The organism is Herbiconiux sp. A18JL235 (assembly GCF_040939305.1).
In the GTDB taxonomy this organism is placed as follows: domain Bacteria; phylum Actinomycetota; class Actinomycetes; order Actinomycetales; family Microbacteriaceae; genus Herbiconiux.
In genome coordinates this window covers 3,002,542-3,016,368 of the sequence record NZ_CP162511.1, presented here as the reverse complement: position 1 = coordinate 3,016,368, position 13,827 = coordinate 3,002,542, and the positions used below count along the sequence as shown (strand labels likewise).

Sequence of the window (13,827 nt, the reverse complement as noted above, 5' to 3'; positions counted from 1 at the left end):
GGAAACGAGTGGGGAAGAGGATCGGAGGGAAAGGAGGATCGGAGGTAAAGAAGGAGGACCGCGGCGGCTCAGCGGTGCGCGAGCACTCCGCCGTCGGCGGTGAGGATCGACCCGGTGATGAAGCCGGCCCCGTCTCCGGCGAGGAAGACCACGGCGGCTGCGATCTCGGCGGGATCGGCGAGACGCTTCAGCAGCATCCGGCCCACCATCCTCTCGGCGTAGACGGGGTCGGCGACGGCCGCGAGACCCTGGGGTGTGGCGATCGGGCCAGGCTGCACCCCGTTCACCCTGATGCCGTGCTCGGCGAAGGAGACGGCCAGCGCTCGGGTCAGCGCGGTCACCCCTCCCTTGCTCGCGGCATAGGCTCCGTTCTCCTCGGTGGCCTCGCTCGCCGCCACCGAGGTGATGTTCACGATCGAGCCCGGCACGCCCGCCGCGACCATCGCCCGCGCGACGATCTGCGAGGGGAGGAAGGTGCCCTTCAGGTTCACGTTCACCACCGCGTCGAAGTCGGCGTCGGTGGTGTCGAGCAGGTTCGAGGCGCGGTAGATGCCCGCGCAGTTCACGAGCACGCCCGGCACGCCGAACCGGGCGACCGCCTCGTCCACGGCAGCGGTGACGGCGGCGCGATCGGTGACGTCGGCGGCGAGACGGATGACGCCCGGCTCGTCGCTCCAGGCCGCCTCGAGGGCGTCGGCGCTCAGGTCGAGGGCCGCGACGGTGTGGCCGGCATCCAGCAGGGCCCGCACGACGGCGGCCCCGATGCCGCTCGCGCCGCCGGTGACGATCGCGGTCTTCGGCTGGTCGGTCATGCCTCGTCCTTCTCGATCGGGAGCTCGGAGCTCAGCGCGTCGAGCCGGCTCATCTCCTCGGGGGTCAACTCCATCGTCGTCGAATCGAGCAGGCCCTGCACCTGGTCGACCCGGCTCGCGCTGGCGACGGGGGCGACGACGCCCGGCTGAACGCGCAGCCAGGCCAGGGCGGCCGTGGCGGGCGACACCGAGTGCGCGTCGGCCACCTCGACCAGGGCCGAGACGACCTCGAGCGCCTCGGGGCTGAAGTAGACCTCGAGCATGGATGCGCGCGGGCTGGCGTCGATGTCGTCGCGGGTGCGGTACTTGCCGGTGAGGAGTCCGCTGGCGAGGCCGAAGTAGGGGACGACGGCGAGGTCGAAGCGTTCGATCGCCGGGCGGAGATCGGTCTCGAACTCGCGGCGGAACAGGAGGTTGAGGTGCGGCTGCAGGGCGACGGGGCGGGCGAATCCGTTCTCGTCGGCGATGCGCATCCATTCGGCGATGCGGTCGCCGGAGTAGTTCGACAGGCCGACGGCCTTGATCTTGCCGGCCACGCGCAATTCGTCGAACGCGGCGACGGTCTCCTCGAGGGGGTACGCGGGGTCGTCGCGGTGCGAGTACAGGATGTCGATGTAGTCGGTGCCGAGTCGCCCGAGCGAGGCCTCGGCGGCGCGGTGGATGCTGGAGCGCGACAGCCCGGCGAACTCGGGATGGCGGCCGCACTTGGTGGCGATGACGACGTTCTCGCGGGCCGAGCGGTCGCGCATCCAGTGCCCGATGATGGTCTCCGACTCGCCGCCCTTGTTGCCCTCGACCCACCACGAGTAGTTGTCGGCGGTGTCGATGAAGGTGCCGCCGCCCTCGACGTAGGCGTCGATCACGGCGTACGACTCGGCCTCCTCCGATGTCCAGCCGAAGGTGTTGCTGCCGAGGCACAGGGGGTAGATGTCGGCGTCGAGCGCGGTGAAGTTCTGCATGATGATCGCAACGATAGGTCAGCGGTGGGGTCGCTCCAAGCGTGCGTCATACTCTTGGGATGTTGACCGTCACAGGCATCGACGCCTGGCTCTGTCCCCTGCCTCTCGCCCGCCCCGTGCGCCTCGGCGCGATGCTCTACACCACCCGCGACTACGTCGTCGTGCGGGTGCGCACCGACGGCGGGCGGGTCGGGCGGGCCATCGGGTACTCGCGCGGAACGCCGCTGCTCGAGGCGCTCCGCACCCTCGCCACGGCGCTCGACCGCGGGCTCGGGGTCGACCCGCGGGCCGTGCAGGGAGACCTCCGCGCGAGGTTCATGCCGGGGTGGGCGTCGTTCGTGCGCGCCGCGTCGCTCATCGACATCGCGCTCTGGGACGTCGTGGCGCAGGAGGCGGGCGTTCCGGTGCAACGGATGCTCGGTGAGCGTGCGGTGACCGAGCCCGGAAGCCTCGTGGTGGCCGGCTACTTCGCCGACACGCGCACCCGCGGCGAGTTGCTCGACGAGGTGACCGCACTGGTCGAGGGAGGGGCGACGACGGTGAAGGTGATGGTGCCCGGACTCGACGTCGACGACGACGTCGAGCTCGTCGCGGGCATCGGGCGGCACGTGGGGAAGCTCGCGCTGAGTGGCAGGGCGGGCTCGGCTGCGGGTGCCGCGCGCGGCTCGGGCGGTGACGGCCACGTCGAGATCGCCGTCGACCTGCACGGTGGGCTGCGCCCCTTCGACCCCGCGGCGGTCGAGACCGCCCGCCGCTTCTGGGACCTCGGCGTCTCGTTCATCGAAGACCCGTTCCCCGGCCCCGACTGGCGGCCCCTCGAGCACCTTGTCGAGCGGGCACCCGAGCTGCGGCTCGCCGTGGGGGAAGACCTCGTGGGGCTCGGTGGCGCCCTCGACCTGCTGCCGTTCGCGCACCTGTTGCGCGTCGACGCCACCGCGAGCGGTGGCTACACCTTCGCCCTCGACGCCGTCGACGCGGCGGAGAGTGCTGGGGTGGGGGTCGCGCCGCATGTGTTCGCGCCTGTCCACGCACCGCTCGCCGCCCGCTCGTCGGCCGTGCGGCTCGTCGAGACCATCCCGGCGCGCATCGGAGCCGAGCCGGTCCAGCCGCTGCTCGACCCCGCGCATCCGCTCGTCGACGGTGTGGTGTGGCCCTCGACGCCCCGAGAGGGGGTGACCGGCATCGACCTGCCGCTCGACTTCGAACGGGTCGCCCGGCACGCTTCGGCGAGCTGGTCGGTCAGCTAGGCGGGGGCGGGGCGGGCGTCTGCTGCCGCGCCGCCGGATCGTTCGGATGCTCGGCGAGCGCCTGCACCTCGAACTCGGCATGGGCAGCGAGCGGCAGAGACATCAGTGCCGCGTGCAGCTCCGTGGCGTCGGGGGCGCGCCACAGACCCCAGTTCGCCGTGGTGCCGGGGATGCGCCAGAGCCGCACGATCACGCCCTCATCGGCGAGTTCGCGAGCGCGGGCTCCCTCGGCCCGGCGAAGCTCCTCGGCGAGCTCGCGTTCGAGGGGCCAGTGCACCGACATGCGTACGAGGAATTCCATGGTGCGACTCTTCCATCCGGCACCCCGTCTCCGCAGGGCTTTGTTACGTTCTCGCGTCATCGCTTCAAATACTGCAAAAGCGATTTCATTTACTAGCATTCCGTGCCGCCATGGCTCTTTACTGAGTCATCGCCAAAACTGGAGGCCCCTTCGTGACAATCGCACCCACCCACCCCACCGCACTCGCGGCGAGTGTCGCCGCCCGTCGTGAGGAGTCGCTCGAGTTCCTGAGCGACGTGGTGAAGCTCGAGACGGTCAGCGGGTACGAAGACCGCGCAGCCCGGGCGTTCACGTCGTGGTTCGAGCAGCGCGGGTGGCCGGTCGAGCAGCAGGTACTCGCCCACACCGCGGTGGGCGCCACCGAGCGCGGCCTCGCCGAGCCGCGCATGACCGAACGCGCCAACATCACGGGTTGGTTCGGGCCCCGCACGGGCAAGCCGGTCGTGACCGTCAACGCCCACTACGACGTGGTGCCGGTGATGTACGAGGAGGACTGGAGCGACGCGCCCTTCGGTGGCGTGCGCCGCGACGGCGCCGTCTTCGGCCGCGGTTCGGTCGACAACAAGGGCGGATGCGTCAGCGCGATGTACGCGCTCCAGGCACTCGCCGACGCCGGCGTCGAACTCGCCTTCGACCTCGCCGTCGAGCTCATCGCCGGCGAGGAGACCACCGGTCTCGGCACGATCGCCTCGCTCGAGGCCCTCCCCGAGCGCCTCGCCACCATCGTGATGGAGCCCACCGACGGCGCCGTCGTGCCCGCCAACTCCGGAGTGCTGTTCTTCACCATCGAGGTGGCCGGCCGCGATGTGCACACCTCGCAGCCGTGGCGCGGCGAAGACGCCCTCGCCAAGCTCGTCTCGCTCTACCAGGCGGTGAACGCCCTCGGCGCCCGTCGCGCCGAGAGCCACCGCCACCCGCTCATGGACCACGTGCCCACTTCCGTTCCGCTCGTCATCGGCGTGCTCAACGGCGGCGGATGGCGTGCCGCTGTCCCGGCTCACGCCTCCATGTCGGGCCGCATCGGGGTGCTTCCCGGCGAGTCGCTGCAGGAGGTGCGCGACGCCCTCACCGCCGCCGTCTCGGAGGCCGCCGCCGGCGATCCTTGGCTGGTCGAGCATCCGCCCACCCTGCGCTGGGACAACGACGGATCGATCGGGTGGGAGCTGCCGCTCGAGAACGCCCTCGTCAGCTCGTTCACCGCAGCCCAGCGGGCGCTGGGGGAGGAACCGCTCGTGCGCGGGCTCACCGCGGGCTGCGACGCGGGCGTGCTGAGGGGCGCGGGCATCCCCGCCGTGGTGTTCGGCCCCGGCGACCTCAGCCGCGCCCACAGCGTCGACGAGTACGTGCTCGACGACGAGGTCGAGCGGGCAACGGCGGTGCTCGCGACCACGCTCGTGGAGTTGTCGGCTGCCGTCGAACGAGGAGAGCTGTCATGACCGATCACGACCGGATGCCCGCCCGGGGCGCGCAGAGCTCCGAAGCGACCCTGCTGCAGACGCTCACCCGCGGGCTCGACGTGCTCGAACTGGTGGCGACCAGCAACGGCCAGGCCACGGCGAAGATGATCGCCAGCACCATCGGGCTGCGCTCGAGCACCTGCTACCACCTGCTGCGCACGCTCAAGCAGGCGGGCTACGTGGTGCGCGTCGAGGGCGGCACGTACGACGTCGGGCCTCGCGCGGGCGCCCTCGGCCACCACCTCGACACCCGGTTCGGCCCGTCGCCCGAGATCTCGGCGCTGCTCAGCCGCCTGCACAACAAGACCCGCGAGACCGCCTACGTCTGCGGGTGGTACCACGGCAGCATCGTGATGCAGCAGTTCATCGGGGGCACGCATCCGCTCGTCGTGAAGCAGCTCGAGGTGGGGTACAGCGGCAACATGCATGCGAGGGCCTCGTGCAAGAGCGTGCTCGCGCACCTGCCCGAAGACATCGTCGCCGCCATGTTCTCGGGGGTCGAGCTCGCCGCGCTCACGCCGAAGACCACCACCTCGTACCCGGCACTCGTGGCGCAGCTCGTCGAGGTGCGCGGCCGTGGCTACGCCATCGACGACGAGGAGTTCCACGAGGGCGTGTGCTGCGTGTCGTCGGCCTTCTTCGACGCCCAGAACAACCCGGTGGGCTCCTTCACCGTCTCGGTGCCCTCGAACCGCTCCGAGTCGCTGTTCTCCAGCGTGGCCGCCGAGGTGCACGAGGCGGCATCCCTCGCCACGACCATGCTGCGCTCCGGCCGGCTGGTCGTGAACGAGCAGGCGACACCGGCCAGCCGGGAGCGCGGATGGCGCCCGCGCCAGACCCCGTCGATGCGTCTGGTGGACCCCTCATGATGGAACTGCGCGACATCGGCAAGCGCTACGGCAGCAACCAGGTGCTGCAGGGCATCGATCTCGAACTCGTGCCCGGGCGCTGCATCGGCCTCGTGGGCGAGAATGGAGCCGGCAAGTCGACACTGCTGTCGATCATCTCGGGCAAGACACCGCAGAGCGACGGAACCCTGTGCCTCGACGGCACGGAGGTGGCCTTCAAGTCCCCCCGCGAGGCGCGCGCCCAGGGCATCGAGATCATTCCGCAGGAGCTCGCCTACGTGCCCCACCTCTCGGTCGCCGAGAACCTCATGATGCCGAACTGGCCGCGCGGTCGGTGGGGTGTGACGCAGCGTTGGCTGCGCAAGGCGGGAGCCGAGGCCGTCGATCGGCTCGGCCTCTCGATCGATGTGCGGCGCGACATGATCGACCTCTCGCTCGCCGAGCGTCAGCTGGTCGAGATCGCGAAGGCACTGCTCGGCGACGCGCGCGTGCTCATCCTCGACGAACCGACCGCGTCGCTGCACGCCCGCGAGACCGAGTTCCTGCTCGAGCGTCTTCGCGCACTGAAGGCCGCCGGGGTGTCGCTGGTGTACGTCAGCCACCACCTCGACGAGTCGTTCGAGATCAGCGACGAGATCGTCGTGCTGCGGAACGGCAGGATGGAGGACCGCGCGGCCACCGCGGACACCACCCTCGGGCGCACGGTGAACCTCATGCTGGGCGCCGAGTACGAGGCGCCCGCGACCCAGCAGGCCACGTCCTCGATGTCGCACGAGGTCGCGCTGCGGCTCGACGGCTGGACCTCGGAGCAGCAGCCCGCCATCGACGACGTGTCGCTCGAGATCCGGACGGGGGAGATCGTCGGGATCTTCGGGCTCGTGGGTTCGGGGGCGGAGACGGTCGCCCGCGCGCTGGGCGGGCACGAGCGGCGGGTGACCGGCACGGTGTCGGCCGGCGCGGCTCCCGGCGCGGGTGCCTCGACGACCACGCCCGTGCCTTCGACGCCCATCAGGTCGCGCGCCCTCGGCATCGCCTACGTTCCCGCCGAGCGCAAGACCGACGGGCTCGCCCTCAACCAGACCATCAGCGAGAACATCACCGTGATGGAGCTCGGGCGCTACGCCACCCCGATCGGCGTCATGAAGGGCAAGGCTCAGCTCGACGGCGCACGACGACTCGCCTCGGAGACGGATGTGCGGTGCACCTCGGTGAGGCAGGAGGTCGGTGAGCTGAGCGGCGGCAACCAGCAGAAGGTGCTGCTCGCCAGCCGCCTCGCCGCCGCCCCGCGAGTGCTCGTGCTGCACGAACCCACACGAGGCGTCGACATCGGTTCGCGCACCCAGATCCATCAGCAGCTCGCCGAGTTCGCCCGGCAGGGAGCCGCGGTGGTGCTCGTCACCTCAGACGTGCAGGAGGCCATCGACGCCACCGACCGGCTCGTCGTCATGCGCGACGGCCGTGTCGTCGACGAGCTCACCCACGACCGCAAGACCAAGAGCATCGCACTCGAAACGGCCGCTGGAGGTGCCGTCTCCCATGACTGATACCCGTTCGTTCTCCCTGTCACGGCTGCCCGCCCTGGCCACGGTCGGCATCTTCCTCGTGGTGGTCGTCGTCGGCTTCGCGATCTTCGCGCCGAACTTCCTCACGCTGAACAACGCCTCGACCATCGTCATCACCGCGAGCGTCATCATGCTCGCCTCGCTCGGGCAGCTGCTCGTCGTGATCTCGGGCGGCTTCGACCTCTCCATCGGCGGCGTGCTGCCGCTGTCGGCGGTGACCTTCGCGAACCTCACCACCGCGGGGGTGCCCATGATCGCCGCGATGGCCGTGTGTCTCGCGGTGGGCATCCTGGTCGGGCTCGTGCACACGTACTTCATCGTGCATCTGAAGATCAACCCGCTCATCACGACCCTCGCGACGATGTCGATCACCGCGGGGCTCGCGTTCACGCTGGCCAACGGGCAGACGCTCACGGTTCCCGCCGAGGCCGGCGTGCTCGGCGACCGCGCCATCGGCACGGTGCCGTGGCACGTGTTCCTCATGATCGCCCTGGTGATCGTCATGCACCTGCTGCTCTCGCACACCGTGCTCGGCCGCCGCATCTACATGGTCGGCGGCAACCCCGAAGCGGCTCGGCTCGCCGGCGTGCGGGTGACCGTCATCGGCGGCAGCGTCTACGTGTTCTCCGGATTCTTCGCGGCGATGGCGGGGATCGTCACGGCCAGCCAGCTGCTCGCCGCCTCGGGTGCGATGGGCGCGACCACCACCATGCAGAGCCTTGCCGCCGTCGTGCTGGGCGGCGCGGCGCTGACAGGAGGCCGCGGCTCCGTGCCGGGCGCCGTGATCGGTGTGCTGCTGCTCGGCGTCATCGCGAACGGCATGAGCATCCTGCACGTGCCGAGCTTCTACCAGCAGGTCGTCACCGGGCTCGTGCTGCTCGCCGCCGTGACGCTGAGCCGCATCCAGGAACGGGCGCGACGCGCAGCCTGATTTCCCTCTTTCGTCACCATCGCATCCCGCACCACCTGTCTCACTCCACCCTTCCCTCCTCACCTGCATCACCCTCATCACTCCCATCACCCTCATCACCCGAAAGGCGCACCATGAAACGTCACGCATTCCGTCTCACCGCCGTCTCCGTCATCGCCGTCGCCGGCCTCGTCACGGCAGGCTGCAGCAGCGGCACCGGAGGAGACTCCGCAGCCACCGACTCGGCACTCGCGAGCGGTGACCTCACCGGACTCACCTTCGCCTTCGCCATCCCCACCTCGGCCGCCGAGGTCTACGTCAACCAGGCCGACACCTTCGTGAAGCAGGCCGAGGAACTCGGCGCGACCGTCGAGGTCTACGACAACGCCGGCGACGCCACCACCATGCTGAGCAACGCCGACCTCATGGTGGCCTCCGACCCCGACGTCATCATCGAGTTCCCCTCGGTCGCCGACGCCACCACCCGCGTGGGCCAGAAGTTCACCGACGCCGGCATCCCGTGCATCGCCGTGAACGTGCCCGTCGAGGGCTGCCCGCTGTTCAACTTCGACCAGCCCTACCTCTCCGGCCTCGGGGCCGAGGCGATGGCCGCGCAGATGGCCGACCGGGGCTGGGATGCGTCGAACACGACTGTCGTCATCGGCCAGGCCTCGGAGCTCGGTGCCTCGGTGAACATCGCCGCCACCGCGTTCTACGCGAAGCTCTCGGAGCTCGTGCCCGGCATGACCAAGGTGTCGAGCGACGACATCCAGCCCACCACCACCGTCATCACCCCCGACGAAGGCCTGCAGGGCGACCTCGGTCTCACCATCGACTCGGGCTACGACGCCACGCTCCAGGCGCTGCAGACCATTCCGAAAGACCGCAACGTCGTCATCTACACCGTGAGCGACGACACCACCGTCGGGGTGCTGCGCGCCCTCGACAACCAGGGCCGCACCGAGCAGGCCATGGTCTCGGGCTACGGCGGCAGCACGGATGCGCTCAAGAACATCCGCGAGGGTGACGTCTGGGTGACCGAGCAGATGGGCTTCTTCGCCTACTGGGGCGAGTTCCTGCTCTCGATGGCCGCCGCGACCGCGGCCGGAGCCGACATTCCCGAGCTCACCAGCCCGCCGATGGTCATCCTCGAGAAAGACAACGTCGACACCTTCTTCGAGGCCGGCACCGACACGCTCATCGAGATGCCCGAGCTCCCGGAGAGCTCGACCTACCTCTACGACACCGGCATCCTGCAGAAGTTCGGCAACGTCGCGGGCGCCGAGTGACGATGCCCGAGATCACCACCCATCTGGAGGGCCTCGGCTTTCCCGAAGGACCGGTCGAGCTGGTCGACGGGCGCATCGCGTTCGTCGACCTGCGCGACCGCACCCTCCGCTACTACGACCCGGTCGGCGGGGGAGTGGAGACCGTCGCGGAGTTCCCCGGCTCGCCCAACGGGCTGCGGCTCGGGCCCGACGGGGCACTCTACGTCGCCAACAACGGGGGCGTGTGGCCGATGCCCGACGGAACGCTGCGGTTCGCCGAGCCGCAGCATCCGGGAGCCGTGCACCGTGTCGAGCCCGTCACCGGCGAGTGGGCGGAGTACCTCGTCGAGCTCGACCTCGCCGACTTCGCCGAGTTCGCCGACGGGCCGCTGCGGCCGAACGACCTCGTCTTCGACACCGACGGGACGCTCTACTTCACCGACCCTCGTAACTGGGAGGTCATCCCCGACTTCGAGCGGTTCGAGACGGGTCGCCTCTACGCGGTGACTCCGGATGGGCGCGCCCGGGTCGTCGCCACCGTCGACGGGTTCTGCAACGGTCTGGCCTTCCACCCCGACGGGTCGTTGCTCGTCGGGCTCTCCTACGCGAACCGGATCGTGCGCTTCCCGCGACGGCCCGACGGCGGCTTCGACCCCGCGGAGGACTGGTCGGTGCTCGACGAGCACATGGCGCCCGACGGGATGATCCTCGCCGGCGACCGGCTGATCGTCACAGGCAGTCGCGGTGACGAGGTTCAGGTGCTCGATCTCTCCGGGCGGGTGCTCGAGCGGGTGCCGCTCGGAGCGGGGAGCGACCCCACGAACGTGTGCGTCGCTCACGGGCGGGTGTGGGTGACCCTGGGGTACCCCGGCACGCTCGTGTCGTGGGCGTGGGAGGGGTGACCGTGACGGCCGACGTCGTCGTGGTGACCGGTGCGGGCAGAGGGCTCGGACGGCACATCGCGCACGCGCTCGCCGCCGACGGTCTGCGCCTCGCCGTCGTCGACCTCGATCTGCGCTCCTACCGGGCCTTCGACGGCGAGGCGGCGGCGATGACCGCCGAGACCACCGACGAGGAGCTGCGGCAGGCCGGGCACGACAGCCGCGGGTACGAGGTCGACCTCACCGACGCCGAGGCGGTGCGGGAAACCTTCGCGCGGATCGCCGCCGACTTCGGGGCTCCCGTGCGCGGACTCGTCTGCAACGCAGGCGGTGGATCGGGGGCGTTGCACGACAACAAGGCGGGTGCTCTCGAGGCGGCCTCGTTGCTCACTGCGCTCGAGCGCAACCTCGTCACCACGGTGAACTCCTGCACCGCGGCGGTGCCCGGCATGCGGGAGGCCGGGGGCGGGTCGATCGTGACGATGTCGTCGATCAACGGGATCGCACCCACGGCCGACGGTGCGTACGCGCACTACGGCGTGAGCAAGGCGGCGGTGATCATGTACACGAAGTACCTGGCACGCGACGTGGGCCCGGCGGGCATCAGGGCGAACGTCGTCGCGCCGGGAACGGTGCCGACCGAGCGCATCCGGCAGCTCTGGGCAGAGGCGGGTGGCGGGGGTGCCGACGAGGCGCGGGACGTCGAGCAGATAGCGCTGCGCAGGCGGCCGTCGCTCGACGAGATCGTCGAGGTCGTGCGGTTCCTGCTCACGCCGGGCTCGGCGTTCATGACGGGGCAGGTGCTGACCGTGGACGGCGGACGTACTCTCTAAGGCTGCGGCGCGCCTGGCCTCGGGGAGGTGGGGACGCGAGGAGGTGGGGTGCGCCGCGACGGTGCAGTAGCCGCCTCGGCGCGGCGCCGCGCCGCGACGGTGCAGTAGCCGCCTCGGCGCGGCCGTTACGCCCCGATGAGGTCGGCCTGCGCGTCGAGAACGGTGTCGAGGGCTTCTTCGAACTCGGCGGCCTCGTCGGCGGTGAGGCTGCTGGAGATGTAGGCCTCCACCCACGCCCACGAGGTGTCGCCGGCGACCCACCAGCTCAGTACCTCGCCGTCGTCGCCCGACGCAGGGCCGCGCACTCCCCGCCAGGGGCCGTGCTCCTGGACGGTCTGCTCGGAGCCCGGGAGGCAGGCGGCGACCTCGGCGTCGATGAGGGCGACGGCGTCGGCCGGGGTCGCCGGTGGCACGATGGCGTCGGGGTCGGCGGCGTCGGTCGGCCGGTCGATCTCGTCGGGGTCGGGCACGGGCATCACGGCGACGCCCACGAGACCGAGCGACGTCGCGGCGTCGCTCGCATCCGACTCCAGATCGATCGTGGCGAGGGTCTCCTGCACACGTTCGCGGTTGTACCAGTACGCATCGACGCGCGCTGCGTCGCACTCGGGGGTCTGCGCGTCGCCCCAGTCGGTGGAGTTGGTGATGAAGGTGAAGCCCGTGGAACGCCACGCTCGACCGTCGATCTCGCACAGGGAGGCGGGCGTGACGAACTCGGCCCCGCCCGCAGCCGGCTCGGCGGACGGAGTGGCCTCCGTTTCGCAGGCGGCGGCGGGGGAGGCCGACGCGTTCGGCGCGGGCGTCGCGTCGGTGGTGGGTGTGCCCGCGCCCGTACAGCCCGTGATGACGAGTACCGAGGCGGTGACGGCCACGACGGTCGCCCGGGTCGATAGAGATGTGCGTTGCTGTTGACTCCCCATGAGACCCACAATCCCACCGAGCGGTACGCGGCGGAGATCGCTAAGATGATTAGCGAAATCGAACAGGGCGATCGAGAGAAGGTCGACGGCATGTCAGCACGCACCCGGTGGTTCGGACTGGTCTTCATCAGCTTGGCGGTGGCTCTCATCATCGTCGACTCCACCATCGTCAATGTCGCGATCCCCTCGATCATCGACGATCTGGGGATCGATTCCACTCAGGTGCAGTGGGTGCAGGAGTCGTACACCCTCGTCTTCGCTGCGTTGCTCCTCGTCTTCGGTACGCTCGCCGACCGCTTCGGGCGACGCCGCATGCTGATCCTCGGTGTCATCGTGTTCGCCGGGGCGAGCATCCTGGCCGCCACCGCACCGAGCGGTGACCTGCTCATCGGCGCCCGGGTCGTGCAGGGTGTCGGCGGCGCGATGGTGCTGCCCACCACGCTCTCGCTCATCAACGCGACGTTCAGGGGTCGTGAGCGCGCGCTCGCGTTCGCCATCTGGGGCTCCACCATCGGGGGCATGACTGCCGTCGGCCCGCTGCTCGGCGGCTGGCTGACGACGTACTTCTCGTGGCGGTGGGCGTTCGGCATCAACATACCGCTCGGCGTGATCATCGTGGTGGGCGCACTGCTGTTCGTGCGCGAGTCGCGTGAGGCGGACGCTCGTGCCGCAGCGCCCGGCGCAGTCCCCGGCGCGCCCGTCGGCGCCCCAGGCGCACCGAGCCGCATCGACGTCGTCGGCGCCCTCCTCTCCGTCGTGGCCAGCGCGAGCCTCGTGTTCGCACTCATCGAGGGCCGCATCTACGGCTGGTGGTTCACCGACACCGCCCCGGCCATCGGCGACTGGACCTGGCCCTTCGACATCTCGCCCATCCCCTTCGCCTTCGCGCTCGCCGTCGTGGCGGGGGTCGTCTTCGTGCTCTGGGGCCGCCGCCGCATGCGCCGCGGCGAGAGCACGATGCTGCCGTTCGCGCTGTTCGGCATCCCGAGCTTTCGCAACGGCAACATCGCCGCCATGATCGTGTCGCTCGGCGAGTTCGGCATCATCCTCTCGTTGCCGCTGTGGCTGCAGAACGTGCTCGGCTTCGACGCCCTGCAGACGGGTTTCATCCTGCTGGCCCTCGCCGTCGGGTCGTTCGTCGCCTCCGGCTTCGCCGGCGCGTTCGGCAACCGCATCCGCCCTGTCGTCATCGTGCGGGTGGGCCTCGCCGCCGAGATCGTGGGCGTCGCGGGCCTCGGCGTGGTGATCGGGCCCGACACCGCGTGGGGGCTCCTCATCCCCTTCCTGTTCGTCTACGGCTTCGGGGTGGGTCTCGCCACAGCGCAGCTCACCGGCGTCGTGTTGAAGGATGTTCCGCTCGAGCAGAGCGGGCAGGGCTCCGGCACGCAGAGCACGGCGCGGCAGATCGGTTCGGCGCTCGGCATCGCCATCCTCGGCACGGTGCTGTTCACCACGGCGGGCGCGCAGCTCGACGCGCGCCTGTCCGACCGCGGAGTTCCGGATGCGACGCGGGAGCAAGTGGTGTCGCAGGTCGTCGACAGCTCGGGAGCCGCCATCGCGGGGCTCGAGAAAGACCCGACGATGGCCGACACCGTCGAGGATGCGAAGATCGCGTTCTCCGACGGCACGAAGTACTCGGCGTTCGCCGCCGCCGCCTTCCTCGCGATCGGCTTCGCCGCCACGCTGTCGCTCGGTGGGGGCTCCGCCACGGGTGCCGCCGGTGGGGTCGAGGCGGCTCCTCGCGGCCGCAAGACCCCCGAAAAAGGGGCTGTCTGAGCACTGGTCGACAGTCGTAGCCTTCGGTAGGTCGCCCGTGGTGGCGACCCCGA

At 70.3% G+C, this 13,827-nt stretch carries 13 protein-coding genes; 9 read left to right on the top strand and 4 right to left on the bottom strand.

The window, feature by feature from the left end; genetic code table 11:
* Positions 1 to 68 precede the first annotated feature (68 nt).
* Complete coding sequence (locus ABFY20_RS14095) at positions 69 to 812, bottom strand: SDR family NAD(P)-dependent oxidoreductase (protein WP_368496854.1); 744 nt, start codon at positions 810 to 812, stop codon at positions 69 to 71.
* On the bottom strand, positions 809 to 1,771 hold the full coding sequence (locus ABFY20_RS14090) for an aldo/keto reductase (protein ID WP_368496853.1): 963 nt from the start codon (positions 1,769 to 1,771) through the stop codon (positions 809 to 811). Before ABFY20_RS14090 ends, ABFY20_RS14095 begins: the two co-directional genes overlap by 4 nt.
* Positions 1,772 to 1,830: 59 nt before the next feature.
* On the opposite strand from ABFY20_RS14090, the gene ABFY20_RS14085 reads away from it, so the two are divergent.
* Positions 1,831 to 3,018: a mandelate racemase/muconate lactonizing enzyme family protein gene (locus ABFY20_RS14085; RefSeq protein WP_368496852.1), complete on the top strand. Its 1,188-nt coding sequence runs from the start codon at positions 1,831 to 1,833 to the stop codon at positions 3,016 to 3,018.
* On the opposite strand, the gene ABFY20_RS14080 is transcribed toward ABFY20_RS14085, so the two are convergent.
* Positions 3,011 to 3,319, bottom strand: coding sequence for a muconolactone Delta-isomerase (locus ABFY20_RS14080; protein ID WP_368496851.1), 309 nt, complete (start codon positions 3,317 to 3,319; stop codon positions 3,011 to 3,013). The genes ABFY20_RS14085 and ABFY20_RS14080 overlap by 8 nt on opposite strands.
* 152 nt (positions 3,320 to 3,471) lie before the next feature.
* Here ABFY20_RS14080 and ABFY20_RS14075 point away from each other — a divergent pair, with 152 nt between their 5' ends.
* From ABFY20_RS14075 to ABFY20_RS14045, 7 genes are all read left to right on the top strand, one after another.
* Positions 3,472 to 4,755 (top strand): M20 family metallopeptidase, encoded by a 1,284-nt coding sequence (locus ABFY20_RS14075; RefSeq protein WP_368496850.1) that lies wholly within the window; start codon positions 3,472 to 3,474, stop codon positions 4,753 to 4,755.
* Positions 4,752 to 5,645 carry an IclR family transcriptional regulator gene (locus tag ABFY20_RS14070; RefSeq protein WP_368496849.1) on the top strand — a complete coding sequence of 298 codons (894 nt, stop codon included), beginning with the start codon at positions 4,752 to 4,754 and terminating at the stop codon, positions 5,643 to 5,645. Before ABFY20_RS14075 ends, ABFY20_RS14070 begins: the two co-directional genes overlap by 4 nt.
* Positions 5,642 to 7,168, top strand: coding sequence for a sugar ABC transporter ATP-binding protein (locus ABFY20_RS14065; RefSeq protein ID WP_368496848.1), 1,527 nt, complete (start codon positions 5,642 to 5,644; stop codon positions 7,166 to 7,168). Before ABFY20_RS14070 ends, ABFY20_RS14065 begins: the two co-directional genes overlap by 4 nt.
* Complete coding sequence (locus ABFY20_RS14060; protein WP_368496847.1) at positions 7,161 to 8,117, top strand: ABC transporter permease; 957 nt, start codon at positions 7,161 to 7,163, stop codon at positions 8,115 to 8,117. The genes ABFY20_RS14065 and ABFY20_RS14060 overlap by 8 nt, the downstream gene beginning before the upstream one ends.
* Before the next feature lie 113 nt (positions 8,118 to 8,230).
* Complete coding sequence (locus tag ABFY20_RS14055) at positions 8,231 to 9,385, top strand: sugar ABC transporter substrate-binding protein (protein ID WP_368496846.1); 1,155 nt, start codon at positions 8,231 to 8,233, stop codon at positions 9,383 to 9,385.
* A 2-nt stretch (positions 9,386 to 9,387) separates the two neighbouring features.
* Positions 9,388 to 10,266: an SMP-30/gluconolactonase/LRE family protein gene (locus ABFY20_RS14050; RefSeq protein WP_368496845.1), complete on the top strand. Its 879-nt coding sequence runs from the start codon at positions 9,388 to 9,390 to the stop codon at positions 10,264 to 10,266.
* Between the two features lie 2 nt (positions 10,267 to 10,268).
* The gene (locus ABFY20_RS14045) at positions 10,269 to 11,078 is read left to right on the top strand and encodes an SDR family NAD(P)-dependent oxidoreductase (protein WP_368496844.1); all 810 of its coding nucleotides are present in this window, start codon (positions 10,269 to 10,271) and stop codon (positions 11,076 to 11,078) included.
* Between the two features lie 125 nt (positions 11,079 to 11,203).
* On the opposite strand, the gene ABFY20_RS14040 is transcribed toward ABFY20_RS14045, so the two are convergent.
* On the bottom strand, positions 11,204 to 11,950 hold the full coding sequence (locus tag ABFY20_RS14040; protein WP_368496843.1) for a hypothetical protein: 747 nt from the start codon (positions 11,948 to 11,950) through the stop codon (positions 11,204 to 11,206).
* Between the two features lie 138 nt (positions 11,951 to 12,088).
* Between ABFY20_RS14040 and ABFY20_RS14035 the strand changes: the two genes are divergently transcribed.
* A complete protein-coding gene (locus ABFY20_RS14035) occupies positions 12,089 to 13,774 on the top strand; it encodes an MFS transporter (RefSeq protein ID WP_368496842.1) in 1,686 nt (561 codons plus the stop codon).
* The last annotated feature ends 53 nt before the right edge of the window (positions 13,775 to 13,827 follow it).

Excerpts from the sequence above, each read along its gene's own strand:
- ABFY20_RS14070 (WP_368496849.1), top strand. The coding sequence starts at position 4,752 with ATGACCGATCACGACCGGATGCCCGCCCGGGGCGCGCAGAGCTCCGAA.
- ABFY20_RS14050 (WP_368496845.1), top strand. The coding sequence starts at position 9,388 with ATGCCCGAGATCACCACCCATCTGGAGGGCCTCGGCTTTCCCGAAGGA.
- ABFY20_RS14085 (WP_368496852.1), top strand. The coding sequence starts at position 1,831 with ATGTTGACCGTCACAGGCATCGACGCCTGGCTCTGTCCCCTGCCTCTC.
- ABFY20_RS14080 (WP_368496851.1), bottom strand. The coding sequence starts at position 3,319 with ATGGAATTCCTCGTACGCATGTCGGTGCACTGGCCCCTCGAACGCGAG.
- ABFY20_RS14055 (WP_368496846.1), top strand. The coding sequence starts at position 8,231 with ATGAAACGTCACGCATTCCGTCTCACCGCCGTCTCCGTCATCGCCGTC.
- ABFY20_RS14095 (WP_368496854.1), bottom strand. The coding sequence starts at position 812 with ATGACCGACCAGCCGAAGACCGCGATCGTCACCGGCGGCGCGAGCGGC.
- ABFY20_RS14090 (WP_368496853.1), bottom strand. The coding sequence starts at position 1,771 with ATGCAGAACTTCACCGCGCTCGACGCCGACATCTACCCCCTGTGCCTC.
- ABFY20_RS14060 (WP_368496847.1), top strand. The coding sequence starts at position 7,161 with ATGACTGATACCCGTTCGTTCTCCCTGTCACGGCTGCCCGCCCTGGCC.
- ABFY20_RS14035 (WP_368496842.1), top strand. The coding sequence starts at position 12,089 with ATGTCAGCACGCACCCGGTGGTTCGGACTGGTCTTCATCAGCTTGGCG.
- ABFY20_RS14065 (WP_368496848.1), top strand. The coding sequence starts at position 5,642 with ATGATGGAACTGCGCGACATCGGCAAGCGCTACGGCAGCAACCAGGTG.